Annotated in this window: 27 protein-coding genes and 1 tRNA gene; 16 read left to right on the forward strand and 12 right to left on the reverse strand. The window is 68.3% G+C overall.

Annotated features, from left to right (window positions below):
- Positions 1 to 30: 30 nt before the first annotated feature.
- Together arsC and OF380_RS18710 are read right to left on the reverse strand one after the other, a co-directional pair.
- Positions 31 to 456, reverse strand: a complete 426-nt coding sequence (gene arsC / locus OF380_RS18705; RefSeq protein WP_264046594.1) for an arsenate reductase (glutaredoxin) — start codon at positions 454 to 456, stop codon at positions 31 to 33.
- Positions 456 to 803: an ArsR/SmtB family transcription factor gene (locus OF380_RS18710; protein WP_264046596.1), complete on the reverse strand. Its 348-nt coding sequence runs from the start codon at positions 801 to 803 to the stop codon at positions 456 to 458. The genes arsC and OF380_RS18710 overlap by 1 nt, the downstream gene beginning before the upstream one ends.
- 47 nt (positions 804 to 850) lie before the next feature.
- Between OF380_RS18710 and arsH the strand changes: the two genes are divergently transcribed.
- The 5 genes from arsH (at position 851) to OF380_RS18735 (ending at position 6,116) form a co-directional block, all read left to right on the forward strand.
- Positions 851 to 1,600, forward strand: coding sequence for an arsenical resistance protein ArsH (gene arsH / locus OF380_RS18715; protein WP_264046599.1), 750 nt, complete (start codon positions 851 to 853; stop codon positions 1,598 to 1,600).
- A 344-nt stretch (positions 1,601 to 1,944) separates the two neighbouring features.
- The gene (locus OF380_RS18720; protein WP_264046601.1) at positions 1,945 to 3,036 is read left to right on the forward strand and encodes an alkene reductase; all 1,092 of its coding nucleotides are present in this window, start codon (positions 1,945 to 1,947) and stop codon (positions 3,034 to 3,036) included.
- A 178-nt stretch (positions 3,037 to 3,214) separates the two neighbouring features.
- A complete protein-coding gene (locus OF380_RS18725; protein WP_264046603.1) occupies positions 3,215 to 5,113 on the forward strand; it encodes a PAS domain S-box protein in 1,899 nt (632 codons plus the stop codon).
- A complete protein-coding gene (locus OF380_RS18730) occupies positions 5,110 to 5,835 on the forward strand; it encodes an HAD hydrolase-like protein (protein WP_264046605.1) in 726 nt (241 codons plus the stop codon). The genes OF380_RS18725 and OF380_RS18730 overlap by 4 nt, the downstream gene beginning before the upstream one ends.
- Before the next feature lie 59 nt (positions 5,836 to 5,894).
- Entirely contained in the window at positions 5,895 to 6,116 is a 222-nt protein-coding gene (locus tag OF380_RS18735) for a hypothetical protein (RefSeq protein WP_264046607.1), read from the forward strand.
- Between the two features lie 5 nt (positions 6,117 to 6,121).
- Here OF380_RS18735 and OF380_RS18740 read toward each other — a convergent pair whose 3' ends face one another.
- Together OF380_RS18740 and OF380_RS18745 are read right to left on the reverse strand one after the other, a co-directional pair.
- Positions 6,122 to 8,575: a PAS domain-containing protein gene (locus OF380_RS18740; protein WP_264046610.1), complete on the reverse strand. Its 2,454-nt coding sequence runs from the start codon at positions 8,573 to 8,575 to the stop codon at positions 6,122 to 6,124.
- Between the two features lie 161 nt (positions 8,576 to 8,736).
- Entirely contained in the window at positions 8,737 to 9,234 is a 498-nt protein-coding gene (locus tag OF380_RS18745) for an outer membrane protein assembly factor BamE (protein ID WP_264046612.1), read from the reverse strand.
- Positions 9,235 to 9,443: 209 nt separating this feature from the next.
- Between OF380_RS18745 and OF380_RS18750 the strand changes: the two genes are divergently transcribed.
- The 10 genes from OF380_RS18750 to OF380_RS18795 all read left to right on the forward strand — a co-directional run bounded on the left by OF380_RS18750 (position 9,444) and on the right by OF380_RS18795 (position 19,503).
- A complete protein-coding gene (locus tag OF380_RS18750) occupies positions 9,444 to 10,046 on the forward strand; it encodes a ubiquinol-cytochrome C chaperone family protein (RefSeq protein ID WP_264046615.1) in 603 nt (200 codons plus the stop codon).
- Positions 10,043 to 10,552 (forward strand): YceD family protein, encoded by a 510-nt coding sequence (locus OF380_RS18755; RefSeq protein ID WP_264046618.1) that lies wholly within the window; start codon positions 10,043 to 10,045, stop codon positions 10,550 to 10,552. Before OF380_RS18750 ends, OF380_RS18755 begins: the two co-directional genes overlap by 4 nt.
- A gap of 185 nt (positions 10,553 to 10,737) precedes the next feature.
- Positions 10,738 to 11,772, forward strand: coding sequence for a phosphate acyltransferase PlsX (gene plsX / locus OF380_RS18760; RefSeq protein WP_264046621.1), 1,035 nt, complete (start codon positions 10,738 to 10,740; stop codon positions 11,770 to 11,772).
- Between the two features lie 28 nt (positions 11,773 to 11,800).
- Positions 11,801 to 12,793, forward strand: a complete 993-nt coding sequence (locus tag OF380_RS18765; protein WP_264046623.1) for a beta-ketoacyl-ACP synthase III — start codon at positions 11,801 to 11,803, stop codon at positions 12,791 to 12,793.
- A gap of 115 nt (positions 12,794 to 12,908) precedes the next feature.
- On the forward strand, positions 12,909 to 13,229 hold the full coding sequence (locus OF380_RS18770) for an integration host factor subunit alpha (protein ID WP_264046625.1): 321 nt from the start codon (positions 12,909 to 12,911) through the stop codon (positions 13,227 to 13,229).
- A 77-nt stretch (positions 13,230 to 13,306) separates the two neighbouring features.
- Positions 13,307 to 13,759, forward strand: a complete 453-nt coding sequence (locus OF380_RS18775; protein ID WP_264051395.1) for a MerR family transcriptional regulator — start codon at positions 13,307 to 13,309, stop codon at positions 13,757 to 13,759.
- A 113-nt stretch (positions 13,760 to 13,872) separates the two neighbouring features.
- The gene (locus tag OF380_RS18780; protein ID WP_264046627.1) at positions 13,873 to 14,322 is read left to right on the forward strand and encodes a 4-aminobutyrate aminotransferase; all 450 of its coding nucleotides are present in this window, start codon (positions 13,873 to 13,875) and stop codon (positions 14,320 to 14,322) included.
- 200 nt (positions 14,323 to 14,522) lie between these two features.
- On the forward strand, positions 14,523 to 16,469 hold the full coding sequence (locus OF380_RS18785; protein WP_264046629.1) for a PrkA family serine protein kinase: 1,947 nt from the start codon (positions 14,523 to 14,525) through the stop codon (positions 16,467 to 16,469).
- 104 nt (positions 16,470 to 16,573) lie between these two features.
- Complete coding sequence (locus OF380_RS18790; RefSeq protein WP_264046630.1) at positions 16,574 to 17,875, forward strand: YeaH/YhbH family protein; 1,302 nt, start codon at positions 16,574 to 16,576, stop codon at positions 17,873 to 17,875.
- A 56-nt stretch (positions 17,876 to 17,931) separates the two neighbouring features.
- Complete coding sequence (locus tag OF380_RS18795; protein ID WP_264046632.1) at positions 17,932 to 19,503, forward strand: SpoVR family protein; 1,572 nt, start codon at positions 17,932 to 17,934, stop codon at positions 19,501 to 19,503.
- 186 nt (positions 19,504 to 19,689) lie between these two features.
- On the opposite strand, the gene OF380_RS18800 is transcribed toward OF380_RS18795, so the two are convergent.
- From OF380_RS18800 to OF380_RS18830, 7 genes are all read right to left on the reverse strand, one after another.
- Positions 19,690 to 20,001 carry an ETC complex I subunit gene (locus tag OF380_RS18800; protein ID WP_264046634.1) on the reverse strand — a complete coding sequence of 104 codons (312 nt, stop codon included), beginning with the start codon at positions 19,999 to 20,001 and terminating at the stop codon, positions 19,690 to 19,692.
- Between the two features lie 37 nt (positions 20,002 to 20,038).
- A tRNA-Pro gene (locus OF380_RS18805) sits at positions 20,039 to 20,115 on the reverse strand.
- A 140-nt stretch (positions 20,116 to 20,255) separates the two neighbouring features.
- Positions 20,256 to 20,621, reverse strand: coding sequence for a hypothetical protein (locus OF380_RS18810; RefSeq protein WP_264046636.1), 366 nt, complete (start codon positions 20,619 to 20,621; stop codon positions 20,256 to 20,258).
- Positions 20,611 to 20,913: a hypothetical protein gene (locus OF380_RS18815; RefSeq protein ID WP_264046638.1), complete on the reverse strand. Its 303-nt coding sequence runs from the start codon at positions 20,911 to 20,913 to the stop codon at positions 20,611 to 20,613. Before OF380_RS18815 ends, OF380_RS18810 begins: the two co-directional genes overlap by 11 nt.
- Before the next feature lie 244 nt (positions 20,914 to 21,157).
- A complete protein-coding gene (locus OF380_RS18820) occupies positions 21,158 to 21,409 on the reverse strand; it encodes a pilus assembly protein PilZ (protein WP_264046640.1) in 252 nt (83 codons plus the stop codon).
- Positions 21,410 to 21,780: 371 nt separating this feature from the next.
- Positions 21,781 to 21,984: a hypothetical protein gene (locus OF380_RS18825; protein ID WP_264046642.1), complete on the reverse strand. Its 204-nt coding sequence runs from the start codon at positions 21,982 to 21,984 to the stop codon at positions 21,781 to 21,783.
- A gap of 75 nt (positions 21,985 to 22,059) precedes the next feature.
- Positions 22,060 to 22,293, reverse strand: coding sequence for a hypothetical protein (locus OF380_RS18830; protein ID WP_264046643.1), 234 nt, complete (start codon positions 22,291 to 22,293; stop codon positions 22,060 to 22,062).
- A gap of 306 nt (positions 22,294 to 22,599) precedes the next feature.
- Between OF380_RS18830 and OF380_RS18835 the strand changes: the two genes are divergently transcribed.
- A complete protein-coding gene (locus OF380_RS18835; protein WP_264046644.1) occupies positions 22,600 to 23,301 on the forward strand; it encodes a glutathione binding-like protein in 702 nt (233 codons plus the stop codon).
- 6 nt (positions 23,302 to 23,307) lie between these two features.
- Here the strand turns inward: OF380_RS18835 and OF380_RS18840 are convergent, their stop codons facing one another.
- On the reverse strand, positions 23,308 to 24,177 hold the full coding sequence (locus OF380_RS18840) for an MBL fold metallo-hydrolase (RefSeq protein ID WP_264046645.1): 870 nt from the start codon (positions 24,175 to 24,177) through the stop codon (positions 23,308 to 23,310).
- Between the last annotated feature and the right edge of the window lie 13 nt (positions 24,178 to 24,190).

A 24,190-nucleotide genomic window follows, 5' to 3' on the forward strand; every position in this document is an offset into this window, starting at 1 on the left:
CGTTTCTTGTTCTTTGAGAATTGGAACGGCTTAGGCGGTGGCGACGCGGCGCCCGTGCGCGTCGACCACGCGCTCGCCGTCCTCCTTGACGAACTCGCCCTGCTGGGCCGGCAGGAGGTCGAGGACCTTCTCCGAGGGCCGGCACAGCGCGATGCCCTTCGGGCTCACCACCAGGGGGCGGTTCAGCAGGATCGGGTGCTCGGCGATGGCATCGAGAATCCGGTCGTCCGTCAGGCTCTCGTCGGCGAGGCCGAGCTCGGCGTAGGGCGTGCCCTTCTCGCGCAGGAGGTCACGGACGGTGACGCCGGCCCGGTCGGCGAGTTGGCGCAGCAGGATTCGGTTCGGCGGAGTCTTGAGGTACTCGACCACGTGCGGTTCGAGGCCGGCGTTGCGGATGAGGGCCAGGGTGTTGCGGGACGTGCCGCAATCCGGGTTGTGGTAGATGACGACATCCATCAGGCGATCTCCGTGCAGCAGGTGGACAGAGCGGCAACGGCCGGGGCGCAGACCTCCGGACGCCCCTGGCAGCAGTCGCGCATCAGGAACTGGAGGAGTTCCGACAGGTCCGGGTAGGCCGCGCTGTAGATGATCGAGCGCCCCTCGCGCCGGGACGTGACCAGCCCGGAATGCGAGAGCTCCTTCAGGTGAAACGACAGGTTGGTGCCCGACACGCCGACCGCCTCGGCCAGACTGCCGGCCGCCATGCCGTCGGGCCCGGCGGTGACGAGCTGGCGCACGATGCGCAGGCGGTGCTCCTGGCCGAGGGCCGCGAAGGCGGCGACGGCTTGCCGTTCGTCCATCATGATGTCAATACTTCAACCATCATTGAAACGTAGAGGAACAAACCGTCTTGGACAAGCCCCTCCCGCCCTTCGCCGACGGCTTGCCGAACCTCAGTGAGGGGCACTTCGAGGTCCCGGGAGCGGCCGACCTGCAGGTGCAGGCACCGTTCACACACGCCCCACGCTTCCTGATCCTGTACGGCTCCCTGCGGGAACGCTCGTTCAGCCGCTTCCTGGCCCACGAGGCCGCGCGCCTCCTGGAAGCGATGGGCGGAGAGGTGCGGATCTACGACGCGCATGGCCTGCCGCTGCCGGACGATACCACCGCCGATCACCCCAAGGTCCAGGAACTGCGGAATCTCTCGATCTGGTCGGAGGGGCACGTTTGGGTCAGTCCTGAACGCCACGGCAACATGACCGGGGTCATCAAGAGCCAGATCGACTGGTTGCCCCTGTCGGAGGGCTCGGTGCGCCCGACCCAAGGGCGGACCCTGGCGGTGATGCAGGTCTCGGGTGGCTCGCAGTCGTTCAATGCCGTCAACGGCCTGCGCATCCTCGGGCGCTGGATGCGGATGATTACCATCCCCAACCAGTCCTCGGTGCCGATGGCCTACAAGGAGTTCGACGAGGCCGGCCGGATGAAGCCAGGGCCGCTCTACGACCGGGTGGTCGACGTCTGTGAGGAGTTGGTCAGGTTCACGCTGTTGACCCGCGAGCGCGCCTCCTACCTCGTCGACCGCTACTCCGAACGCAAAGAGCGCGAGCCCGAGCGCCTGAAGGCCGTGGCCGCCGATATCGGGTTCGGAAAGCGACCCTGAACACGCCCGTGCCGGGCGGGCATTCGCGCTTGCCGTAGGCGAATTTGCACACCAGCATCGTCCCTGCACTCACGGAGAGGGTGATCGGGGCCGCCGCGATCGGCAGGTCCAGGGATTTCGAGAGGGATGCGATCGATCCGGGCCGGATCGCCTTCGCGAGGCCGGCGAGAGGCCCGATCCAAGGCCCGGCGATGCGTCGCCGGGTGCGGCCCCGCACAGCCGTGCCGATCCGGAGCGTCGAGGCCCTGGCCGTGGGGTGCGCAGAACACAGATGACACCGTTGACGGTACCGGCCGAAAGCCGCGCGCCGTCCGTTTGTCCTTGAAACAACGCGAGACCCCCGAATGCCTTCCTTGTCCGACCCGATCCGCATCGGCGCGATCGACGCCAAGAACCGCGTCTTCATGGCCCCCCTGACCCGTGGGCGTGCCACCGCCGGGCATGTGCCGACCCCGATCATGGTGGAGTATTACCGCCAGCGCGCCAGTGCCGGCCTCATCCTCACCGAAGCCACCGGCATCTCGCAGGAAGGGCTCGGCTGGCCCTTCGCACCGGGCATCTGGTCCGACGAGCAGGTCGAGGCCTGGAAGCCGATCGTCCAGGCCGTGCACGAGGCGGGCGGGCGCATCGTCTGCCAGCTCTGGCACATGGGCCGCATCGTCCATCCGGACTTCCTCGGTGGCCAGAAGCCGATCTCGGCCTCCGCCACCACGGCCCCCGACGCCGCCCACACCTACGAAGGCAAGAAGCCCTACGCGGAGGCCCGCGCGCTGCCGATCGACGAGATCCCGCGCCTGCGTGCCGATTACGACCGCGCCGCCCGCAACGCGATCCGGGCCGGCTTCGACGGCGTCCAGATCCATGCGGCGAACGGTTACCTCATCGACCAGTTCCTGCGCGATGGCGCGAACCTCCGCACCGATGCCTATGGCGGCTCCATCGAGAACCGCATCCGCCTGCTGCGCGAGGTGACCCAGACCGTGGCGGACGCCGTGGGTAAGGACCGCACGGGGGTACGCCTGTCGCCGAACGGCGCGATCCAGGGCGTCGATGATTCCAACCCCGATGCCCTGTTCGGCGCGGCGGCCGCTGCCCTATCGGAGATCGGCATCGCCTTCCTGGAACTGCGCGAGCCCGGCCCGAACGGCACCTTCGGCACCGCCAACCACGCGCCGGTGGCACCGACCATGAAGGCGGCGTTCAAGGGCCCGCTGATCCTGAACTCGGATTACGACGGCGCCCGTGCCCAGCAGGCCCTCGACGCGGGGGAGGCGGAAGCCATCGCGTTCGGCCGTCCGTTCATCGCCAATCCGGACCTGCCCGCGCGCCTGGCCCAGGGTGCCCCGCTGAACAAGGACGAGCAGAAGACCTGGTACAGCCAGGGCCCCGAAGGCTACGTCGATTATCCCACGCTTGACACGGCCAAAGCCGCCTGATCCAGGCCGACCCGGCCCGTTGCGACGCCCGCCTCTCATGTCCGTCCAGGCCAGGAGGCGGGCGTCCTGTTCGTGATGTGATGGCACGCCCTCGACCCGCGGTCACGCCTGTGCACGGCACAGCTATCGTTCGTGCGGGAGACGCCCTATGGGTTGTGTTCGACGAGGATCTTCGCGTTTGCCTTCGACCACTTCCTGCTCAACCGCGACGACTGAGTGGACCGAAGCCGAGCGGCTGGCTGAGCTTCGCAGCCTCGATTTCGACACGCCCGGGCTGCAGCGGAGCTACGATGACCTGACCCGCGTCGCCGCCCTGGTCTGCGCGGCGCCCATCGCCCTCGTGAGCCTGGTCGAAGACGAGCGGCAATGGTTTAAGGCTCGGGTCGGGTTCGACGTGTCCGAGACGCCGCGCCAAGTATCGATCTGCGCGCACGCGATCGAGGCCGACGCGATCCTGGTGATCGGCGACCTGACCCTGGATCCGCGCACTTGCGACAACCCCCTCGTCACCGGGGAACGCCGCCTGCGCTTCTATGCCGGCGCGGTGATCCGCGCCCCTTCGGGCATTCCCCTCGGCACCCTGTGCGTCCTCGACCCGGTCGCGCGTCCCGACGGCCTGACGCCCGTGCAGGCCGAGACCCTGGAGGCCCTGGCGCGGCAGGTCTCGACGCTGATCGAGCTGACCCGGACCCGGAGCGCGGTCGATGCCCGCGAGGCGGACCTCGCCGCGAGCGAGCGCCGCTTCCAGGTGATGACCGGGGCCATGCCGCAGATGGTCTGGACGACGCGGGCGGACGGATATCACGACTTCTACAACGACCGCTGGTACGAATTCACCGGCATGCCCTACGGCTCCACGGACGGCGAGGCCTGGAACGGCATGTTCCATCCCGACGACCAGGAGCGGGCCTGGGCCCGCTGGCGCCACAGCCTCGCGACGGGCGACCCCTACGAGGTGGAGTACCGCCTGCGCCACCATTCGGGGTCCTACCGCTGGACCCTGGGCCGGGCCATGCCGCTGCATGATCCGCAGGGCCGGATCGAGCGCTGGTTCGGCACCTGCACCGACATCGAAGACCTGAAGCGGGCGGAATCGGAAGCGCGCAAGCTCGCCGCCATCGTCGAGCAGTCCCAGGACTTCATCGGCATGACGGACGGGCAGGGCTTCGTCCAGCACATCAACGAAGCGGGTCGCCGCCTCGTCGGACTGGCCGATCCCACGGCCATCGCCGGCACCCACGTGCTCGACTACTTCATGCCCGAGAGTCAGGCGATCGTGTCCGGCACGGTGCTGCCCGCGGTGGAGCGGCGAGGCTGGTGGGAGGGCGAACTCGCCTTCCGCCACTTCGGAACGGGGGAGGGGATCGCGGTCCTCTACAACATCTTTCCCGTCCGCGACGAGGCCGGCACCTTCGTCGGCTACGCCACCGTCACCCGGGACCTGCGCGAGCGCAAGCGCGCGGAGGAAGCACGCGACCTCCTGATCAAGGAGCTGTCGCACCGGATCAAGAACATCTTCGCGGTGGTCGGCGGCATCGCCGGGCTCTCCGCGCGCACCGATCCCGCCGCACGCCCGTTCGTCTCGGCCTTCCGCGAGCGCCTGGCCGCCCTGGCGCAGGCCCACGAATACGTGCGGCCGCACTCGCCCGCGAGCGCCCCGGCGGTGAAGGGCCAGACGCTGTTCGGTCTGATGCGGCTCATCATGGCGGCCTACGCGCAGGACGGACGCGAGCGCATCGTCATCGCGGGCGACGATGTCGATGTGGGGGAACGCGCGGCCACGGCCCTGGCGCTGATCATGCACGAGCAGGCCACCAATGCGATGAAGTACGGCGGGCTCTCCACGCAAGGCGGGAGCGTGAGCCTCACCGGACGACGGGAGGGCGCGGCCTACACCCTGACCTGGGCGGAACGCGGCGGCCCGACGGTGACCGCCCCCCCGACGCGGCAGGGCTTCGGCACCGTGCTCGCCCAGCGCAGCGTGGCGGGCCAGCTCGACGGGACCCTCGAGCAGGATTGGGCCCCGGACGGCCTCGTGATGCGGCTCGTCGTGCCCGTGGACAACCTCGCCTCGTGACGCGCCCCCCTTATCGGCTGGTCGTCTTCGACTTCGACGGGACCCTGGCCGACAGCTTCCCGTGGTTCACCTCGGTGATCAACGACGTCGCGGACCGCTATCGCTTCCGCCGCATCGCGCCGCACGAGACCCATGAGCTGCGCGGGATGGACGCGCGCGGGATCGTTCGACACCTCGGAATCCCGGGCTGGAAGCTGCCCTTCATCACCCGGCACATGCACCGGCTCGCCGCCCGCGATATCGCCGCGATCCCGCTCTTCCCCGGTGTCCCGGCGATGCTGGCGGCCCTCGACGGGGCGGGCCTGCGCCTCGGAATCGCGAGTTCGAATCGCGAATCGAACATCCGGCAGGCGCTCGGCCCGGCCGGCTCCCATGTCCGCCACTACGCCTGTGGAGCCTCGCTGTTCGGGAAGGTCAAGCGCCTCGGGGGACTGATCGGCGCCGCCGGCTTCGCGCCGTCCGAGACCCTCTATATCGGCGACGAGATCCGCGATCAGCTCGCAACACGCGAGGTCGGCTGCGATTTCGGCGCGGTGACCTGGGGTTACACCCGGGCCGATGTCCTGGCCGCCCACGGACCCGCGCACCTGTTCCCACGCCTGGACGCGATCCCGGAAGCGCTCATGGCCGTGGCGGCGTCGCCACAGGGACCGGAAAAAGACCGGACGACGGTCGTCGACGGATTGCCGAAGCCGACTGCTTCGCGCGACGTTAACATATGACCGGATCCTGCGGCGCGTGGCATGCCGGGTCTTGCAACGGCAGTCTCGGGACATCGCACATGGATGAGACGCGACACACGCGGTCCGCGGGCCCTGCCCCGGTGTTCGACCGGGCGGATCGCGGCGCTCGCTCCCCTCGCGGCGGACGTCTGCACCCCCTCGTGGCCAGCCTGTCCGGCGGCCTGCAGGCTGCCTACTCGGCGCAGGAGGAGGACGAAGTCGCGGATCACTTCGCGAGCCTGATCGCGCAGCTCGATCGGGGCGTGCCGGACGCGCGCTGACGCCGTCAGACGGGGTTTCGGCGCCCCCGGCGGCTCCGCGCCACCGCCTTGCGCAGGATGCGCGAGAGCTGCTCCACCGAATAAGGCTTGTGCAGCAGTTCGAAACCGTGGCTGCCCTCTTCGGCCAGCACGTGGCTGTAGCCGCTCGCGAGCACGACCGGCAGGTCGGGGCGGCGCTTGGCGATCTCCTTGGCGAGTTCGATCCCGTTCATGCCCGGCATGACCACGTCCGAGAACACGACCTCGAACCGGAAGGGGATCTTCTCGATCTGGCGCAGGGCCTCGATCGCGCTGGTCGCCCAAACGGTGTGGTAGCCGAGTTCCGCCAGCGTCTGCGTCGCGAAGCGCCCGACCTCCGGGTTGTCCTCCACCACGAGGACGCAGGTGCCGTGCCCCTCCGTGAGCGGCTCCACCTCGTCCGGCACCGCCTCGATCCGGTCCGGGGCCGCGACCCGCGGCAGGTAGAGCGTGAAGGTCGCTCCCCGGCCCGGCGCGCTTTCGGCCAGCACCTCGCCGCCCGACTGCTTGGCGAAGCCGAAGACCTGGCTGAGACCGAGGCCGGTGCCCTGGCCGACCCCCTTCGTGGTGTAGAACGGCTCGAAGATCCGGTGAATCTCCCCCGGCTCGATGCCGCTTCCCGTGTCGGTGAGCGACACCGCGACGTAGGTGCCGGAGCGGATGCCGAGGCGCGCGATGCCCTCGACCGCGTGGACATCGATCGTGAGCCGGCCCTGCCCCTCCATGGCGTCGCGGGCGTTCACCGCCATGTTCACGAGCGCCGTGTCGAACTGACTGGGATCGGCATGCACGAAGCAGGGCTCGTCCGGCACCGTCACCACGATCTCGATGCGCGCCCCCGTCAGGGTGGCGACCATCTCGCTGATCGCCGTGACGCTGGTGGCGGCGTTGAAGATCTCGGGCTTGAGCGCCTGCCGCCGGGCGAAGGCGAGCAGCTGGCCCGTCAGCTTGGCGGCGCGCGCCACCGTATCGGCGATCGCATCCACGTAGCGCGCGCGTCGCTCCTCGGGCAAGCCCGGCCGCTTCAGGAGGTCGGTGGAGGACTTGATCACGGTGAGCAGGTTGTTGAAGTCGTGGGCGACGCCGCCGGTGAGCTGGCCCACGGCCTCCATCTTCTGGGCCTGCCGCAGAGCCTCCTGGACCTGATCGAGGGCGGACTCCCGCGCCTTGTCCTCGGTAATGTCGCGCCCGCTGCAATAGGCGCGCCCGCCCTCGGGCACCGCGGTCCAGGCGATCCAGCGGTATTGACCGTCCCGGGTGCGGTATCGGCTCTCGAAGCCGAAGACCGGCGTGTTGCGGCCGAGGGCGGCGATGGTCTCGGCGGTCCGCGCCACGTCGTCCGGGTGGATCAGATCGAGCACGCTGCGGCCCGAGATCTCGGATTCCGTCCAGCCGAGGACGACTTCCCAGGCGGGGTTCACGCGCTCGAAGTAACCGTCCGGGTGGAACACCCCGAGGAGGTCCGGGCTGACCTGCCAGGTCAGGCCGCGCTCGTGCGACCGCAGGATGACCTGGCGCTCGAGATCGGCGTTGAGGGAACGCAGTTCCGCTTCGTTCCGGCGGAGCGCGATCTCGGCGAGCGCCCGATCGGTGACATCGACGCCCTCGACGAAGATCCCGGTCACGGACCCGCTGTCGCCGAAGATCGGCTGATAGACGAAATCGAGGTAGCGCTCGGTCTCCGGTCCGTTCGCCCCCGCCCGGAGGATGAGCTTGGAAGCGGTCGCGGTGAAGGCCTCGCCGCTGCGATAGACCGTATCGAGGAGGTCGAGATACCCCTGCGGAATCGCGTCCGGCAGGGCTTCGGCCACGGTCAGACCGATCACCGGCCGGTTGCCCACGAGGCGGAGATAGGCGGGATTGGCGAGTTCGAAGCGATGTTCCGGCCCGCGCAGGACCGCCATGAAGCTCGGGGCCTGGGCAAACAACTGCTCCAGGCGCCGGCGCTCCGCGCTGGCCTCCCGCTCGGCCCGAAGCAGCCCCGTCGTCTCGGCACAGGCGCAGAACATGCCCGCCACCTGTCCGCTCTCGTCCCGTACGGGCGTGTAGCCGAACGAGAAGAAGGTCTCCTCCGGGTAGCCGTTGCGATGCATGATGAGGGCGATGCCGTCCATATGCGTCGCCTCCCCGGCATAGGCCCGGGCGAGGATCGGCTCCACCTGATCCCAGATGTCGTGCCACAGGTCGCGGAACGAGCCGCCGAGACAGGCGGGATGGCGGGCGCCGCACATGGCGGCGTACCCGTCGTTGTAGAGGGTGACGTAGTCCGGCCCCCACACGATCAGCATCGGCTGCTGCGAGCCGAGCATGACGCCCACCAGCGTCTTCAGGGCCTGGGGCCAGGACGCCGGTCGCCCCAACGGCGATGCGGACCAGTCGAACGCGCGCAGCAGGGCGCCGGTCTCGCCGCCTTCGATCAGGAACGCCTCGTGGATCGGCATCGGCGGGACGCCCTCACGCGCCTGTGGACCGGCCGCGCGGGCCGGTCACGGGACGGATTTCCATTCTCGCCACGGGCGCCGCGGCATCCGCCGGGCATCCCGCTTGGCGGACGTGGGACGGCGGGCCACGAAACACCCAGCCCGCCCCGCGCGGGCGACCCTTACAAGCCGCGATTGGCGCCCGGAACGATGCTGGTTCCGGAGCCGCTGCCGAAGGGCTCGTACTTCGTCAAGCCACGGAAGAGCTGGCTGATGAAGGCCCGGTCGGCGCCGCTGGTCGGGGTCGTGCGCTCGATGAAGTCGAACACCTTCCCGTCCTGCAGGCCGTAGAGGGCCACACGCTCGACCTTGAAGCCCGCGTTGAAATAGACGGCCGTGACCTTCTGGTCCTCAACCTGCTCCCCGAGGAACAGGACGGTGCGGCGCGTGTTCTGGCTGATGTAGTACCAGGACTTGTTGCCGACGGTGGAGACGGTCGAGGGCGTCCCCAGGATCTGCAGGACCTGCTCGGCGCTCAGGCCGGGCTTCACCGTGGCGAGGGCCGCCTGATCGATCTGGTAGCCGTGGCGGATGTCCTCGCCGATGCAGCCGGACACGCCGGTTCCGATCACGCCGAGGAGCACGAGGCGAGCGAGCGATGAGACGAGACGGCGCGACATCGGCCACCCTTGAGATTATCGTGAGGAACTGAACGCGTGCGCGGCCTCGATCCCGATCCGAGCACCGAGGCACCCGGAAGTACGCGACGGAGGTTGCACCTTGACCGTTCGCTGCCGTAACGCGGGGTTATGGTTTTGACAAGGCAAGCCCGGCCACATCCGCCGGCCGACATCCGCGATCCCGCCGCTCATCGCCGGGGAGGCCGGACATGATCGGCGACCTGCTCGAGCGCCTGCGCTCGTGGGGACGGACGAGCCCGCGCGAACGTCTCATCGAGACGCTGCACCTGCGCATCAACACGGCGGGGCGCCAGCCCGGCCTCTATACGGGGCTCGGCGTACCCGACACCCTGGAGGGACGCTTCGAGTGCCTGATCCTGCACGTCATCCTGGTGCTGCGACGCCTCAACCGGCTTCCGGAGCCGGCGGCGGACGTGGCACAGGACCTCGTGAACTCGGTCTTCCTGCAACTCGATTCCTCGCTGCGGGAATCCGGCATCGGTGATTTCGGCGTCCCCAAGCGCATGAAGAAGCTCGGTGCCGCCTTCTACGGGCGGGCGGAGGGCTACGACGCGGCCCTCGATGCCGACGATGCCGAGGCCCTGCGGTCCGCGCTCGCCCGCAACGTCCTCGGGCTCGACACGCCGGAGGCGGCCGCTGGCCTGATGCGCTACGTCCGCGCCGCAGACGCCGCCCTGGTTCGAACCGACCTCGACGCCCTGCTCGACACCGGGCCGGACTTCCCCGACCCGGCATCCTTCGCCGCTCCGGACCCGGAGCGCGACGCTCACACCGCACGGACGGCACGATGACACGGCACGAAGCGACCGGCCCCCTCTCCCGACCCGTCAGTGTGGACCGCCTGAGGCGGAGCGACGGGCGGATCGAGGTGACGGCGAGCCCCGAGGAATGTGCGGCCCTCGCGCAGGACTTCAGGGTCCCGGGCATCCGCGACCTCGTCGGCAGGTTCGAGACGAGCGGTCCGCCCTCGGCCTTCCGGGTGCGCGGAACCGTGTCGGCGCTGGTGAGCCAGGTCTGCACGGTCAGCCTCGAGCCGTTCGAGGGGCCGCTCTCGGAACCCGTCGACCTCCTGTTCACGGACACGGACCAGCTCGTGGGCACCGACGCGGAGGATGCCGACGTTCCCGATCCGATCGTCGGCGGCAAGATCGATTTCGGCACCATCACGGCCGAGTTCCTGGCCCTCGGGCTCGATCCCTACCCGCGCAAGCCCGGCATCACCTTCGAGCCGCACGTGGAGGACCGGGACGAGCCGCCGCTGGCGGCGCTGGGCTCCCTGAAGCCCGCCAACGACTGAGCTGGCGCGATCGCGCGCAACCGCCGGACACGGAAAAGCTGAGATTTCGTTTGCCCGGCGGGCCTCAATGGTTATTTTCCGCGGCGCCGGGCAGGGGCCGACGGTTCTTCGCGGCCCCGTCCATCTTCGCCCTTCCACGGAGGGGCCCTTCCCATCCGCGACCAGGGGCCACCGGCCAACCCGACATGTCCCAGAGAGTGTGCATCTCGCTCGACGCCATGGGCGGCGACCACGGCCCCACGACCGTGGTGCCCGGCGCCGCCATTGCCCGCGAGCGCCATCCCGAGATGAGGTTCCTGATGTTCGGGGACGAGGCCATCCTCGCGCCCCTGGTGGCGGCCGAGCCGCGCCTGAAGGGCGCGGTGGAGATCCGCCACACCACCGTGGCGATCACCATGGACGACAAGCCGAGCCAGGCGGTGCGCTCCGGGCGCGGCAAGTCCTCGATGTGGCGCGCCATCCAGGCGGTGAAGGACGGCGAGGCCGATGCGGCCGTCTCCGCCGGCAACACCGGCGCCCTGATGGCAATGTCGAAGATCTGCCTCAAGACGCTGGCCGGCATCGAGCGTCCCGCCATCGCCTGCCTCTGGCCCACCGTGCGGGGCGAGAGCGTGGTGCTGGATGTCGGCGCCACCATCGGCACCGATGCCGAGCACCTCGTCGAGATGGCGGTGATGGGCGCGGCCATGGCCCGGATCGTGTTCGACCTCGACCGGCCGACGGTGGGCCTCCTCAACGTCGGCACCGAAGAGATGAAGGGCAACGAGGCCGTCAAGGAAGCGGCGCGCACCTTGCGCGAATCGGACCTGCCGAACCTCGCCTATCACGGCTTCGTCGAGGGCAACGACCTCGGCAAGGGCACGGTGGACGTGGTCGTCACCGAGGGCTTCACCGGCAACATTGCGCTGAAGACGGCGGAGGGGACGGCCAAGCAGATCGGCAGCTATCTGCGCGCCGCCATGAGCCGGACCCTCTCGGCCAAGATCGGCTACTTCTTCGCGCGCCACGCCTTCAAGGCCCTGCGGGACAAGATGAACCCGAGCCGGGCCAATGGCGGCGTCTTCCTCGGCCTCGAGGGCATCGTGATCAAGAGCCACGGCTCCGAGGACGCGCATGGCTTCGCGGCGGCCGTGGACCTTGCCCACGACATGGCCCGACACGACCTCATGCGGACCATCCGCGACATGCTCGACCTGGCGCCGGCGACGGCCTCGTCGTGAGCCGACCGGGAAACAGAAAGACGGCTCGATGACGGCTTCCACCGGCACGGTCCTGCGCTCCGTCGTGGTCGGCTGCGGCTCCGCCCTTCCGGCCCGCTGCGTCACCAACGACGAACTCAGCCGGACCGTCGACACGTCCGACGACTGGATCGTGCAGCGCACCGGCATCCGGCAGCGCTACCTCGCGGATGCCTCCGAGACGACCTCGGTGCTGGGCGCTCGCGCCGCGCGAGCCGCCCTCGACGAGGCGGGCCTGACCGCCGACGACATCGACCTCATCATCTGCGCGACCTCGACACCCGACCACACCTTCCCCTCGACGGCCACCGAGATCCAGGCGGCGCTCGGCCTGCGCGGCGGCTTCGCCTTCGATGTCCAGGCCGTCTGCGCCGGCTTCGTCTACGCGGTGACCACCGCCGACAAGTTCCTGAGCACAGGGAGCGCCAAGCGCGCCCTCGTCATCGGGGCCGAGACGTTTTCGCGGATCCTCGACTGGGAGGACCGGACCACCTGCGTGCTGTTCGGGGACGGGGCGGGCGCCATCGTGCTGGAAGCCCGCGAAGGGGAGGGCACCGCCGCAGACCGCGGCGTGCTCACCGCGAGCCTGCGCTCCGACGGCCGTCACCGCGAAAAGCTCTACGTCGACGGCGGCCCGGGCTCCACCGGCACCACCGGGCACCTGCGGATGACCGGCAAGGAGGTGTTCCGCTTCGCGGTCGGCTCCGTCACCGACGTCATCGAAGACGCCTTCCGGGCCAGCGGCACCACCGCGGAGGACCTCACATGGTTCGTGCCGCACCAGGCCAATCGCCGGATCATCGAGGCCTCGGCCGACAAGCTTGGCATCGCCCGCGAGAAGGTCGTGCTCACGGTGGACCGCCACGGTAACACCTCGGCCGCCTCGATCCCGCTCGCCCTCGACGTCGCCCGGAAGGACGGCCGCATCCAGGCGGGCGACCTCGTCATGATCGAGGCGATCGGCGGCGGCTTCACCTGGGGCGCCGCCCTCATCCGCTGGTAGGAGGGGCCTAACCCGTCAGCGAGGCCCACGCGGTGTTGACCCGGGCGAGAACGCCGATTAGCGTGCGCGATCATAGAGATACCAAGAAAACTCGAATCGCCTTGGGGACATTCGCATGACGGGGAAGACGGTCACACGCGCCGATTTGAGCGAGGCCGTCTACCAGCAGGTCGGCCTCTCCCGGACCGAGTCGTCGGCGCTGGTGGAGACGGTCCTGTCCGAGATCTGCACCTGCCTTGCCAGCGGCGAGACGGTGAAGCTCTCCTCGTTCGGGTCCTTCGTGGTCCGCAGCAAGGGCCGCCGGGTCGGACGCAATCCGAAGACCGGCGTCGAGGTCGCGATCGAGCCGCGCCAGGTCATGGTGTTCAAGCCCTCGAACGTCCTGAAGGCCCGGATCAACGGCCTGAACGGATCCGCCGAACACGACGACGATTGAGGACCGCGATGTCGCTCGCCGCCCGGACGGACGATGTCAGGCCCGACGGTGACGCCGGGGAGCGGCCCCTGCGCGGGATGCCCGAGAAGAGCGCGGCCGCCTTTCGCACCATCAAGGAAGCCGCCGACGAACTCGACGTGCCTCAGCACGTGCTGCGGTTCTGGGAAACGCGTTTCACCCAGATCCGCCCGGTCAAGCGAGCCGGGGGGCGGCGCTATTACCGGCCCGACGACGTCGACCTCCTGAAGGGCATCAAGCGCCTGCTTCACGGGCAGGGCTACACGATCAGGGGCGCGCAGCGGGTGCTGCGCGAACGCGGCCTGCGCTTCGTGCAATCGGTGGGCCGGGGGGAAGCCGAGGCGGCCGCGCCCTCGCGGCAGGACGTCGACGGACCCGACGACGCGGAGCGGAACTCCGGCGAAGGGCTCGCGGCCGAGGACAGGCTGCTGCTCGAGGATGCGCTTCGCGACCTGCGTTCCTGCCAGGCGGCGATCGCGCGCCTGCGCGCACCGCCCGAACCGGACGCCTGAGCGTCGAACCGGCGCCCACTCGACGGTGGCGCTCCTCATCCCCACATCCGTTGGCCACGGGTCAGGTCCGCCGCGCTCCGCTCGGACCACCCCGTCATCGGAGTTCGTCCCGCATGCTGCTCGTCCGTTCCGCCGCCTTCCTCGCCGCCGGCATCCTGCTCGCCACCCCGGCCCTGGCCCAGACCACGGTCACGCGCAGCGAGACCGCGACCAGCGGCAAGAGCGTGCGCCTCGCCATCGTGCCGAACCTGAAGAAGGATTGCTCCACAGGCCCAATGCCGGAGATCCGCGTCAGTGGAGCGCCGAAGAGCGGCTCGCTCATCACCAAGGTCGGCAAGATCAAGACGCCGGCCAAGTATCGCTGCCCGGGCAAGGAGGCCGCCGTGCAGGCGGTGTTCTACCAGAGCAAGGACGGGTTCACGGGTAGCGACGAGGTGACGGTGGACGTCAAGGATTCCGACGGCAACGTCCAGACCCAGAACATCAAGATCACGGTCGGCGCGGGCAAGCCCGACGCAGCCAAGCCCGACGCGGCCTCGAAGAAGGACGCCACCGAGCTGTGAGCCGAGGCCCGGGGATGGGGCCGGCCCATCGGCTTCGTCCCCGCCGCCGGACCCGAGGAACGGGCGGATTCGTTGCACTGTGGCAGGCATCACACGCTCGGGTTTCGTCATCGACGCACTGCGACAAAACTGGGCCTGTCAGTTGCATCCGAGGCGAGACAGGATGAAGCTGTCGCTGTCGTGAGGGGATCGGAAAGCCTATGCCGTCGACGAACGACCTGTTTCAGAGCTTTGCCCGTGGTTACGAGGCGCGTCGCGATACGGAGATGAGCCTCTCCGCCTATCTCGAAGCCTGCCGTGACGAGCCGCTGATGTACGCATCGGCCGCCGAGCGCATCCTGGAAGCGATCGGCAAACCGGAATTCGTGGACACGGCCAAGGACCCGCGCCTCGGGCGCGTCTTCATGAACCGGACCATCCGGATCTACCCCGCCTTCGCCGAATTCTACGGCATGGAAGAGACGATCGAGCGGATCGTCTCCTTCTTCCGCCACGCGGCGCAGGGGCTGGAGGAGCGCAAGCAGATCCTCTACCTGCTCGGCCCCGTCGGCGGCGGCAAGTCGTCCCTCGCCGAGCGCCTGAAGGCGCTGATGGAGACCCACCCCATCTACGTACTGAAGGCCGGCAACGAGGTCTCCCCGGTCTTCGAGAGCCCGCTCGGCCTGTTCGACCCGGAGACGATGGGTCCCGAGATCCAGGAACGCTACGGCATCCCGCGGCGCCGCCTCACCGGCCTGATGAGCCCCTGGGCCCTCAAGCGCCTCGACGAGTTCAACGGCGACATCTCCAAGTTCACCGTGATCAAGGTCCGGCCCTCGCGCCTGCGCCAGATCGCCATCGCCAAGACCGAACCCGGCGACGAGAACAACCAGGACATTTCCAGCCTCGTCGGCAAGGTCGACATCCGCCGCCTCGAGACGCTGTCACAGGCGGATCCCGACGCCTACTCGTATTCGGGCGGCCTCAACCGGGCGAACCAGGGCGTCCTCGAGTTCGTCGAGATGTTCAAGGCGCCGATCAAGATGCTGCACCCCCTGCTCACCGCGACGCAGGAAGGTAATTACGTCGGCACCGAGAACATCGGCGCGATCCCGTTCACGGGCGTGATCCTGGCTCACTCGAACGAATCCGAGTGGCAGACCTTCAAGACCAACAAGAACAACGAAGCCTTCATCGACCGCATCTACGTGATCAAGGTCCCGTACTGCCTCCGGGTGACGGAAGAACAGCGCATCTACGAGAAGCTTGTCTCGGGCTCCGAACTCTCCGACGCCGCCTGCGCGCCGGGGACACTGGAGATGCTGGCCCGCTTCTCGGTGCTCTCGCGCCTGCGCGAGCACGCCAATTCCAACGCCTTCTCGAAGATGCGCGTCTATGACGGCGAGTCCCTGCGCGAGGTCGATCCCCGCGCCCGCTCGATGCAGGAATACAAGGACGCGGCCGGCGTCGACGAGGGCATGGACGGGGTCTCCACCCGCTTCGCCTTCAAGGTGATGGCGGCCACCTTCAACCACGACACGACGGAGGTTTCGGCCGATCCCGTCCACCTCATGTACGTGCTGGAGCAGGCCCTGCGCCGCGAGCAGCTGCCGCCGGAGACCGAGAAGCGCTACCTCGAATTCATCAAGACGGAACTGGCCCCCCGCTACGCGGAGTTCATCGGTCACGAGATCCAGAAAGCCTACCTCGAATCCTATCACGATTACGGACAGAACCTGTTCGATCGCTACATCGACTACGCCGATGCGTGGATCGAGGATCAGGACTTCAAGGATTCCGAGACCGGTCAGCTCCTCAACCGCGAGCTTCTGAACCAGGAACTGACCAAGATCGAGAAGCCGGCCGGCATCGCCAACCCGAAGGATTTCCGCAACGAGGTGGTGAAGTTCGCGTTGCGCTCGCGGGCGCAGCACGGGGGACGCAACCCATCCTGGACGTCCTACGAGAAGTTGCGGGAGGTGATCGAGCGGCGGATGTTCTCCCAGGTCGAGGAACTCCTTCCCGTCATCTCCTTCGGCTCGAAGAAGGACGGCGACACCGAGAAGAAGCACGGCGAATTCGTCGATCGGATGGTGGCGCGCGGCTACACGGAACGTCAGGTCCGCCGTCTGGTCGAGTGGTACATGCGCGTCAAACAGGCCGGGTAGGAGACCCGGGCGCGGCGACGGAGAGGGGGCGGCCACGCGGCAATCGTGGTCGCCCAAGCCAGTCGATCCCACGTAGGTCTTGAGGGCGAAGGCACAGACACCGGATGCACATCGTCGACCGCCGTCTGAATCCCGGGGGCAAGAGCCTCGCCAACCGCCAGCGCTTCCTGCGCCGCGTGAAGGATGTCGCCCAGCGCGCGGTGCGGGAATCCGCCCGGGAGAAGGACATCAAGGATCTGGGCAAGGACGGCCGGGTCTCCGTACCGGTCGACGGGGTGCGCGAGCCACGCTTCGCCCGCCAGCCCGGCACCGGCCTGCACGACCACATCCTGCCCGGCAACAAGACCTATGTGGAGGGCGACCGGATCGAGCGTCCACCCTCGGGCGGGGGTGGCCGCGGCTCGGGCGAGGGCGGCGAGGGCTCCGAGAACAGCGAAGACGCCTTCCGCTTCGTGCTGACCCGCGACGAATTCCTCGAACTGTTCCTCGAGGACCTCGAACTGCCCGATCTCGCCAAGCGCCGCCTCTCCGTGGTGGAGACCGAAGGCCTGCGCCGGGCGGGCTACACGATGTCCGGCTCACCGGCCAACCTCGCCCTGACGCGCACCCTGCGCAACTCGATGTCCCGCCGCATCGCCCTGAAGCGGCCCAAGCCCGACGAGATCGCCGCCCTCGAGGCGCGCATCGCCGAGACGCCGTCGAGCGACCCCGACTTGCCGGGCCTGCTGTTGGCCCTCTCGGGCTTGCGCGAGCGGACGAAGCGAATTCCCTATGTCGACCCCCTCGACCTGCGCTACCGCCGCTTCGAAACCTACCCGCGCCCGGTCGCGCAGGCGGTGATGTTCTGCCTCATGGACGTCTCGGGCTCAATGACCGAGCACATGAAGGACCTGGCGAAGCGCTTCTATATCCTGCTGCACATCTTCCTGACCCGGCGCTACCGGCACGTGGAGATCGTCTTCATCCGTCACACCGACAAGGCGACGGAAGTGGATGAGGAGACCTTCTTCGGCTCCCGAAAGACCGGCGGCACCCTCGTGTCTTCGGCGCTGGTCGAGATGAAGCGGGTCATCGCCGAGCGCTACTCGCCCGACGACTGGAACATCTACGCGGCCCAGGCCTCGGACGGCGACAACGTGTCGAGCGACGGTCCGACCTCCACCGAATTGCTGCGGGCCCACATCCTGCCGGCCTGCCAGCACTTCGCGTACCTGGAAGTCGGCGACGAGAACGGGCCGCGGGCCGGCTTCGTGGAGCACCGCACCACCCTGTGGCGGACCTACGAGGGACTGGCGAAGACGGGCGCGCCCATCGCCATGCGCAAGGTCAACCACCGCCGCGACATCTACCCGGTGTTCCGCGAGTTGTTCGGGCGCAAGGACGCGCGGGCGGAAGCCGAGGCCTGAGCCGCCCGCGTCACTGAGATCGCAGGACACGGACCCTTCGAGGAAGGCGCAATCCCATGGTCGGCAGCATCATCCGCCCCACGCCCCAGCGGATCTCGGGTGGCCAGCAGCCGCTCTTCACGGGCAACGACTGGGACTTCGACACGATCCGGCGCATCCACGATGCCTGCGAAGCCGAGGCACGGGATCTCGGCCTGTCCTGGTACCCGAACCAGATCGAGATCATCACCGCTGAGCAGATGCTCGACGCCTACGCGTCGATCGGCATGCCGCTGTTCTACAAGCATTGGTCGTTCGGCAAGCACTTCGCCCAGCACGAGGCCGGCTACCGGCGTGGCATGATGGGGCTCGCCTACGAGATCGTCATCAATTCCGATCCGTGCATCTCCTACATCATGGAGGAGAACACGGCGACGATGCAGACCCTGGTCATCGCCCACGCGGCCTTCGGCCACAACCACTTCTTCAAGAACAACTACCTGTTCAAGCAGTGGACCGATGCCGAAGGCATCCTCGACTACCTCGACTTCGCCAAGGGGTTCATCGCCCGCTGTGAGGAACGCCACGGCCACGCCGCCGTGGAGGCGGTGCTCGACGCCGCCCATGCGCTGATGAGCCAGGGCGTGCATCGCTACCCGCGCAAGAAGCGGCCGGATCTGGCCTCCGAGCAGCGCCGCGAGCGCGAACGCGCCGAGCACGGCGAGCAGATCTACAACGACCTCTGGCGCACTCTGCCGCAGAAGACCGCCGCCGGGCGCCCGGACGCGGCGGCCGAGCGGCGCAAGGCGCTCCTCGAACTGCCCCAGGAGAACATCCTCTACTTCCTGGAGAAGGCGGCGCCGCGCCTGCGGCCCTGGCAGCGCGAGATCCTGCGCATCGTGCGCCTCGTGGCGCAGTACTTCTATCCGCAGCGCCAGACCAAGGTGATGAACGAAGGCTGCGCCACCTATTGTCACTACCGGATCATGAATTCGCTCTCGGAGAAGGGTCTGATCGGCGAGGCGGCGTATCTCGAATTCCTGCAATCCCACACCAACGTCGTGCGCCAGCCGAACTACAACGAGCGCGGCTACGGCGGTCACAATCCTTACGCCATCGGTTTCGCGATGATGCAGGACATCGCCCGCATCGTGGAGCAGCCGACGGAGGAGGACCGGCAATGGTTCCCCGAGATCGCCGGCACCGGCGACGCCATGGCGACCCTGCGCGACATCTGGGCGAACTACCGGGACGAGAGCTTCATCGCGCAGTTTCTATCCCCGAAGCTGATGCGGGACATGCGCCTGTTCCACGTGGTGGACGATCCCGACGAGGCGGAACTGCGGGTCGAGGCGATCCATGACGAGCGCGGCTATCGCAAGCTGCGCCGCTCCTTCGCGCGGCAATACGACGTCGCTTGGCTCGATCCCGATATCGAGGTGGTGGATGTCGATCTCGAGGGCGACCGCCGCCTCATCGTGCATCATCGGGCGCTCAATCGCATCATCCTGCAGAAGGACGATGCGCGGCGGGTGCTGCAGCACCTCGCCGATCTCTGGGGCTACGACGCAGTGCTGAAGGAGATCGATCCGGCCACGGATACGGTCCTGGCCGAGCACCACGCCACCGCACGGCCGATCTTTTTCTGAAGGTGGCCCGTCAATCCGGAAACCGGATTGGCGCGGCCCCGGTCCGGGGCTAGCCTGGGGTCATGACGAAGAACGACCTGCGCGAATCGCGCGCCGCCCTCATCCTGCTCGCCGTCGCGGTGGGCTCGGTCCTGATCTTCGGAGCGGTCACGATCCTGACCCAACTCTGAGGACCGGCGGCGCGCCTCAATGCGTCCAGGGCGCCGTGCGGTTGAACTTGAAGTTGTCCGAGTAGGACAGGCCCTTGCGCATGATGGGCTTCTGCGGCTCCTCGACCCGGTAGGACAGGCCGGCCCGCGTGGCATAGGCGACCGCTTCCTCGCGCGTCTCGAATTCGAGGTGCACCTGCTGGAGCATGTCGGAGGACCCCGTCCAGCCCATCAGCGGGTCGGTCTCGCGGGGCGCGGTCTGGTCGAACTCCAGCACCCAGGCCTTCGCACGCGCGGTCCCGGACTGCGTCGGATCCTTCGCGGGCTGATAGATGCGGGCGCTCGACATCGGGTCGTCCAACTCCAGGAGCCATCGGCGGGAAGAATGGTCGGGGCGATAGGATTCGAACCTACGACCCTCTGGTCCCAAACCAGATGCGCTACCAGGCTGCGCTACACCCCGACACGCTTGCGCGCAGAGAGGACGTACGGTCTCGGCACCGAAATGGCAACCGGCGCCGGCTCCCCCAAGCACAAAAGGGCGCCGATGCTTTCGCCATCAGGCCGGCGGCACCCGTAGACCGGCGAGAAGGACGCCAGGGATCAGTCCCCGCTCCGGTCCTCCGATTCGGGAGACAGGGCGACACCGAGTTCGCTGGGGCTGCGCCAGGCCACATGGGCCCGCATCCGCTCGGTGCCGACGCACAGGATGAAGTCGTCCGGGATCCCGAGCACGCTCAGGACGCGCAGGCGGGCACCGCCCTCCGACCGGTCCACGAGGGTGCAGGCGATCGCTGCCCCGAAGGCGGGCCGGATCAGGGCGCTGCCCGAGGCGGCCTTGCGCGGACTGCCGCGCCTGTCCCGGGCCGTGCCGTCCTCCCCCGAGCGGGCCGAGATCTCGGACAGACAGCGCGCCGCCCAGTCCTGGGCCGGATCGGCATCGCCGAGCTGGAGCGGGCTAGGCGGCATAGCCGTTCCTCAGGCCCAGCACCGGCAGCCCGTCGACGTGGTCGCAGTTGAACCAGGCATCGATCATCTCGTCGGTTCGCGCGATCGCCTTGCAGGGCAGCGCCGTATCGAACGAATAGGAGTAGAGGACGAAGTCCCCCGGCACGGCGCCCGCATCGATCATGACCAGACGGGCACCCAGGTCGGTGGCCTCCTGAATCACGCAGCCCTTGTGCGTGTGTTCGTCGATCGCGATGAATCCGAAAACGTTCTGAGCATCGAGCTCGACAGCGTCCCATGCGCGGGCTGGCATTTCCGATCCCTCTCAGGACTTGGAGGCAGGGTCTATCATTTGAGAGACGACCACAGCATTCACTGCCAAATCACGAATTTAATCAACCCAAATGCGAGTTTTTCCCCTCAAAAGACGCGATCGGAGGAGACTGGGGGCATCGGCGGGCTGGACCACCGATCCCACGGACCCGGCCCGCTCCCCGCACCAAGATCGACTTGGCTCGACGACATCACTTTGGCCGGCTGGGAAACGGTCTAGGCGATCAGGCCACGAAGGTGATGCCGAGCTTGCGCCCCCGCCGCCACACCACGCGGCAGTGCCGGGGCCGGGCATAGGCGGTCATCGACAGGACGAACGCGTCCGGCACCCCGTCGGGAGTCTCGACCTCGATCTGTGCGCCTGTCTCGGACTGGTCCCAGACCAGGCAATCGATCTCGGCGGCGTTAACGCCGGGCGCGAGCGACCCGATGCGGAACGCATCCGACCGCCGGGAACCGCGCCGATTCTCCTCCACGACACCTCTCCACGCCCGATGAACCCGCGTGTCCCTCGGGGAACGCGCGCTGCCCCGTCCTCCACGCAGCACCGAACGCCGGCGGAGGGAAGTTCCATGGGTCAGCCCTGAGCAGTTGACCGGCAGCCCGTTAACGATTTCCCGTCCCGATGAACGAAATCCCGGCTCCGTGGTGCCGGAACGAGGGGAAACGGCACGTTTCGAAGCGGATCCGCAAGCCTCGGCCTACGGATGCGGTCATTACGCGGGACGCGTGGCCGGTCGAGCCTGGCGCAGCGTCTCGGACGGCGGGACACCGGTTCGTCGAAGGAATGCGCGTCGCCCCCGCAACCGAGCGTCGCCGATCCGGTGCAATCAGGTCGGGGACGGCTCTAGATTCGCAGGTCGACGATCCGGCTTTGCCCGGCGGGCGCTTCGGAGGCTTTGGTGTCGAGGCGCTCCGAGGAACGGGCGACCTCCACGGAGACGGTCTGCGGCTCGACCTCGTGCCGGCGCGCCGCGTCGTTGCGGGCCTGATGCAGGATGTCGTTGGCGCGCAGGATGCCGACGCGGTTGAGTGAGACGGTCAGCGACATGGTCGGCGATGCTCCCCTCTGTTGACGGGTCGCCGGCCCTCGATGCTGAGCCGGGGCGTACCCACACGGGTCGGATCAGGCCAGGATGTCGAGCACCCGCCGCTCGCTCTCCAGGGTCGATTTCAGGATGGCCGTATTCATCCCGATATTGGCCTTTTCCTGCATCATCTGCACGGCGGTGGTCGACAGATCGACCTGCGTCGCGCTGGGCAGGCTCGTGCCGAGGGCGACAACGCCCTCGACCGCCGAGGCGTAACGCTGGCTCGCCGCCACGAGCCCCCCGCTGCTGGCCGCAATCGCGCCGATCATCCTGCCAACTCCATCCTGCCGATGCTCAAGGCAAGCACATCACCTCTCAACCGAATCTTGTGCGATTGCGTGGCATTCGAGCGAACGCAGACGAAATCACCGATTTCGTGAGGCGACGATCTTCTGGGAGAGACGATCTTCTTGGAGGCGACGATCTTATTGGGGGAGACGATCTTCTCGGGGGAGACGAGGCTGCAGAGCCTGTGCGCTCCCGCGCTTGACCCGCGCACGGGCGGGCACCACCTCGGCGCTCGGCGTCAGGGGCCGAACGCATCCCCGGGCCTCCTGCGCCCCACGGAGATTCCGATGATCGATCTCTATTACTGGCCGACGCCGAACGGCCACAAGGTCACGATGTTCCTCGAGGAGGCGGGCCTCGACTACGCGATCAAGCCCGTGAACATCGGCAAGGGCGACCAGTTCAAGCCCGACTTCCTCGCGATCGCGCCGAACAACCGCATGCCGGCGATCGTCGACCACGCACCGGCCGGCGGCGCCCCGGTCTCGCTGTTCGAATCGGGCGCGATCCTGCTCTACCTCGCCGAGAAGACCGGACGCTTCATCGCCCCGGACGTGGCCGGCCGCGCCGAGGTGCTGCAGTGGCTGTTCTGGCAGATGGGCGGGCTGGGGCCGATGCTCGGCCAGAACCACCACTTCACCCAGTACGCGCCGGAGACGGTCCCCTACGCCATCGACCGCTACGTCAAGGAGACGAACCGGCTCTACGGCGTCCTCGACCGGCGCCTCGCCGACCGGGCCTTCGTCGCGGGCGCCGATTACTCGATCGCCGACATGGCGTCGTATCCGTGGATCGTGCCCTACGAGAAGCAGGGCCAGACGCTGGAGGACTTCCCCAACCTCAAGCGCTGGTTCCACGCCATCGCGGAACGCCCGGCGACGAAGGCCGCCTATGCCCGCGCGCCGGAGATCAACCCGGATTACGGGCAGACCATGAGCGCGGAGGCCAAGACGGTGATGTTCGGCCAGACCGCCGCGACGCGGGGCTGAACGCCCTCAGCGCCGCAGCGTGTCGAGCGGCACCGGGGCGGCGTGCGGGCGGGTCGCCAGCATGCCGTCGATCAGCGCCAGCACCTCGGCCCGACCGCAATTGGCGGCCGGCTCGAAGGGCGTCCAGGTCTGCGTGAAGTCGAGCTGGGCGAAGACGTCGCGGTATCGGCGCAGCTCGTTGGTGGTCAGCGGCACGCCGCGCACGAAGGCCTTGTGCGCCGAGATGGTGCGGGCCCGGCGGACATCGTCCGGCTCGAGTTCGAATTTCAGGGCGTCGCCGCAGAACAGGATCTTTCGCGCGCGATCGAACAGGATCGCGTGGCCGTCGAAGTGGCCGGCGGTGCGGTGCAGTTCGAGGCCGGGGAGGGGCTCCAAGAAGTCGTCGTAGGGCCAGGAGACCTGGAGCGCCGCGCTCCAGGTGAAGTCCGCCGCCGGCAGGCAGAGCTCCGGGTCGAAGCGGTCCTGAAGCTGCACCAGGGCGCCGTAGGCATGCGGATGCGAGGACGACAGCACCTGCATGCCGCCGAGCGACGCGATGTGCTGCAGCGCCGCCTCGCTGAAGACCGGGCAGGCCTCGAAGCCCATGTTTCCGGCCGGCGTCTGGATCAGGTAGGCGCTCGGGCCGATCCCCGAGACGGGGTCGTTCCAGAACCGCCACACGCCGGGCTCCAGCTCCTCCCAGTGGCAGGGGAAGCGGGCCTGCGCCTCGCGCTCGCTCCAGAACTGCCAGCCCTTCTGCGGCACCACGTGGCGTGCATCGAGGCACATCGGGCAGGCGGCGGGCGCCTCGAAGTGGCGCTGCCAGAACCCGCAATTGTCGCAGGTATAGGCGGGCAGATCGAGGGCGCCGGCGAAGGGCAGGTATCCGGGGGACACGGGCGTTGCTCTC

The organism is Methylobacterium sp. FF17 (assembly GCF_025813715.1).
Taxonomy (GTDB): Bacteria; Pseudomonadota; Alphaproteobacteria; order Rhizobiales; family Beijerinckiaceae; genus Methylobacterium; species Methylobacterium flocculans.

Bases quoted from the DNA above. Each gene is read 5' to 3' on its own strand.
- arsC (WP_264046594.1), bottom strand. From the start codon at position 456: ATGGATGTCGTCATCTACCACAACCCGGATTGCGGCACGTCCCGCAAC.
- OF380_RS18710 (WP_264046596.1), bottom strand. From the start codon at position 803: ATGATGGACGAACGGCAAGCCGTCGCCGCCTTCGCGGCCCTCGGCCAG.
- OF380_RS18720 (WP_264046601.1), top strand. From the start codon at position 1,945: ATGCCTTCCTTGTCCGACCCGATCCGCATCGGCGCGATCGACGCCAAG.
- OF380_RS18735 (WP_264046607.1), top strand. From the start codon at position 5,895: ATGGATGAGACGCGACACACGCGGTCCGCGGGCCCTGCCCCGGTGTTC.
- OF380_RS18740 (WP_264046610.1), bottom strand. From the start codon at position 8,575: ATGCCGATCCACGAGGCGTTCCTGATCGAAGGCGGCGAGACCGGCGCC.
- OF380_RS18745 (WP_264046612.1), bottom strand. From the start codon at position 9,234: ATGTCGCGCCGTCTCGTCTCATCGCTCGCTCGCCTCGTGCTCCTCGGC.
- OF380_RS18750 (WP_264046615.1), top strand. From the start codon at position 9,444: ATGATCGGCGACCTGCTCGAGCGCCTGCGCTCGTGGGGACGGACGAGC.
- OF380_RS18755 (WP_264046618.1), top strand. From the start codon at position 10,043: ATGACACGGCACGAAGCGACCGGCCCCCTCTCCCGACCCGTCAGTGTG.
- plsX (WP_264046621.1), top strand. From the start codon at position 10,738: ATGTCCCAGAGAGTGTGCATCTCGCTCGACGCCATGGGCGGCGACCAC.
- OF380_RS18765 (WP_264046623.1), top strand. From the start codon at position 11,801: ATGACGGCTTCCACCGGCACGGTCCTGCGCTCCGTCGTGGTCGGCTGC.
- OF380_RS18770 (WP_264046625.1), top strand. From the start codon at position 12,909: ATGACGGGGAAGACGGTCACACGCGCCGATTTGAGCGAGGCCGTCTAC.
- OF380_RS18775 (WP_264051395.1), top strand. From the start codon at position 13,307: ATGCCCGAGAAGAGCGCGGCCGCCTTTCGCACCATCAAGGAAGCCGCC.
- OF380_RS18780 (WP_264046627.1), top strand. From the start codon at position 13,873: ATGCTGCTCGTCCGTTCCGCCGCCTTCCTCGCCGCCGGCATCCTGCTC.
- OF380_RS18785 (WP_264046629.1), top strand. From the start codon at position 14,523: ATGCCGTCGACGAACGACCTGTTTCAGAGCTTTGCCCGTGGTTACGAG.
- OF380_RS18790 (WP_264046630.1), top strand. From the start codon at position 16,574: ATGCACATCGTCGACCGCCGTCTGAATCCCGGGGGCAAGAGCCTCGCC.
- OF380_RS18795 (WP_264046632.1), top strand. From the start codon at position 17,932: ATGGTCGGCAGCATCATCCGCCCCACGCCCCAGCGGATCTCGGGTGGC.
- OF380_RS18800 (WP_264046634.1), bottom strand. From the start codon at position 20,001: ATGTCGAGCGCCCGCATCTATCAGCCCGCGAAGGATCCGACGCAGTCC.
- OF380_RS18810 (WP_264046636.1), bottom strand. From the start codon at position 20,621: ATGCCGCCTAGCCCGCTCCAGCTCGGCGATGCCGATCCGGCCCAGGAC.
- OF380_RS18815 (WP_264046638.1), bottom strand. From the start codon at position 20,913: ATGCCAGCCCGCGCATGGGACGCTGTCGAGCTCGATGCTCAGAACGTT.
- OF380_RS18825 (WP_264046642.1), bottom strand. From the start codon at position 21,984: ATGTCGCTGACCGTCTCACTCAACCGCGTCGGCATCCTGCGCGCCAAC.
- OF380_RS18830 (WP_264046643.1), bottom strand. From the start codon at position 22,293: ATGATCGGCGCGATTGCGGCCAGCAGCGGGGGGCTCGTGGCGGCGAGC.
- OF380_RS18835 (WP_264046644.1), top strand. From the start codon at position 22,600: ATGATCGATCTCTATTACTGGCCGACGCCGAACGGCCACAAGGTCACG.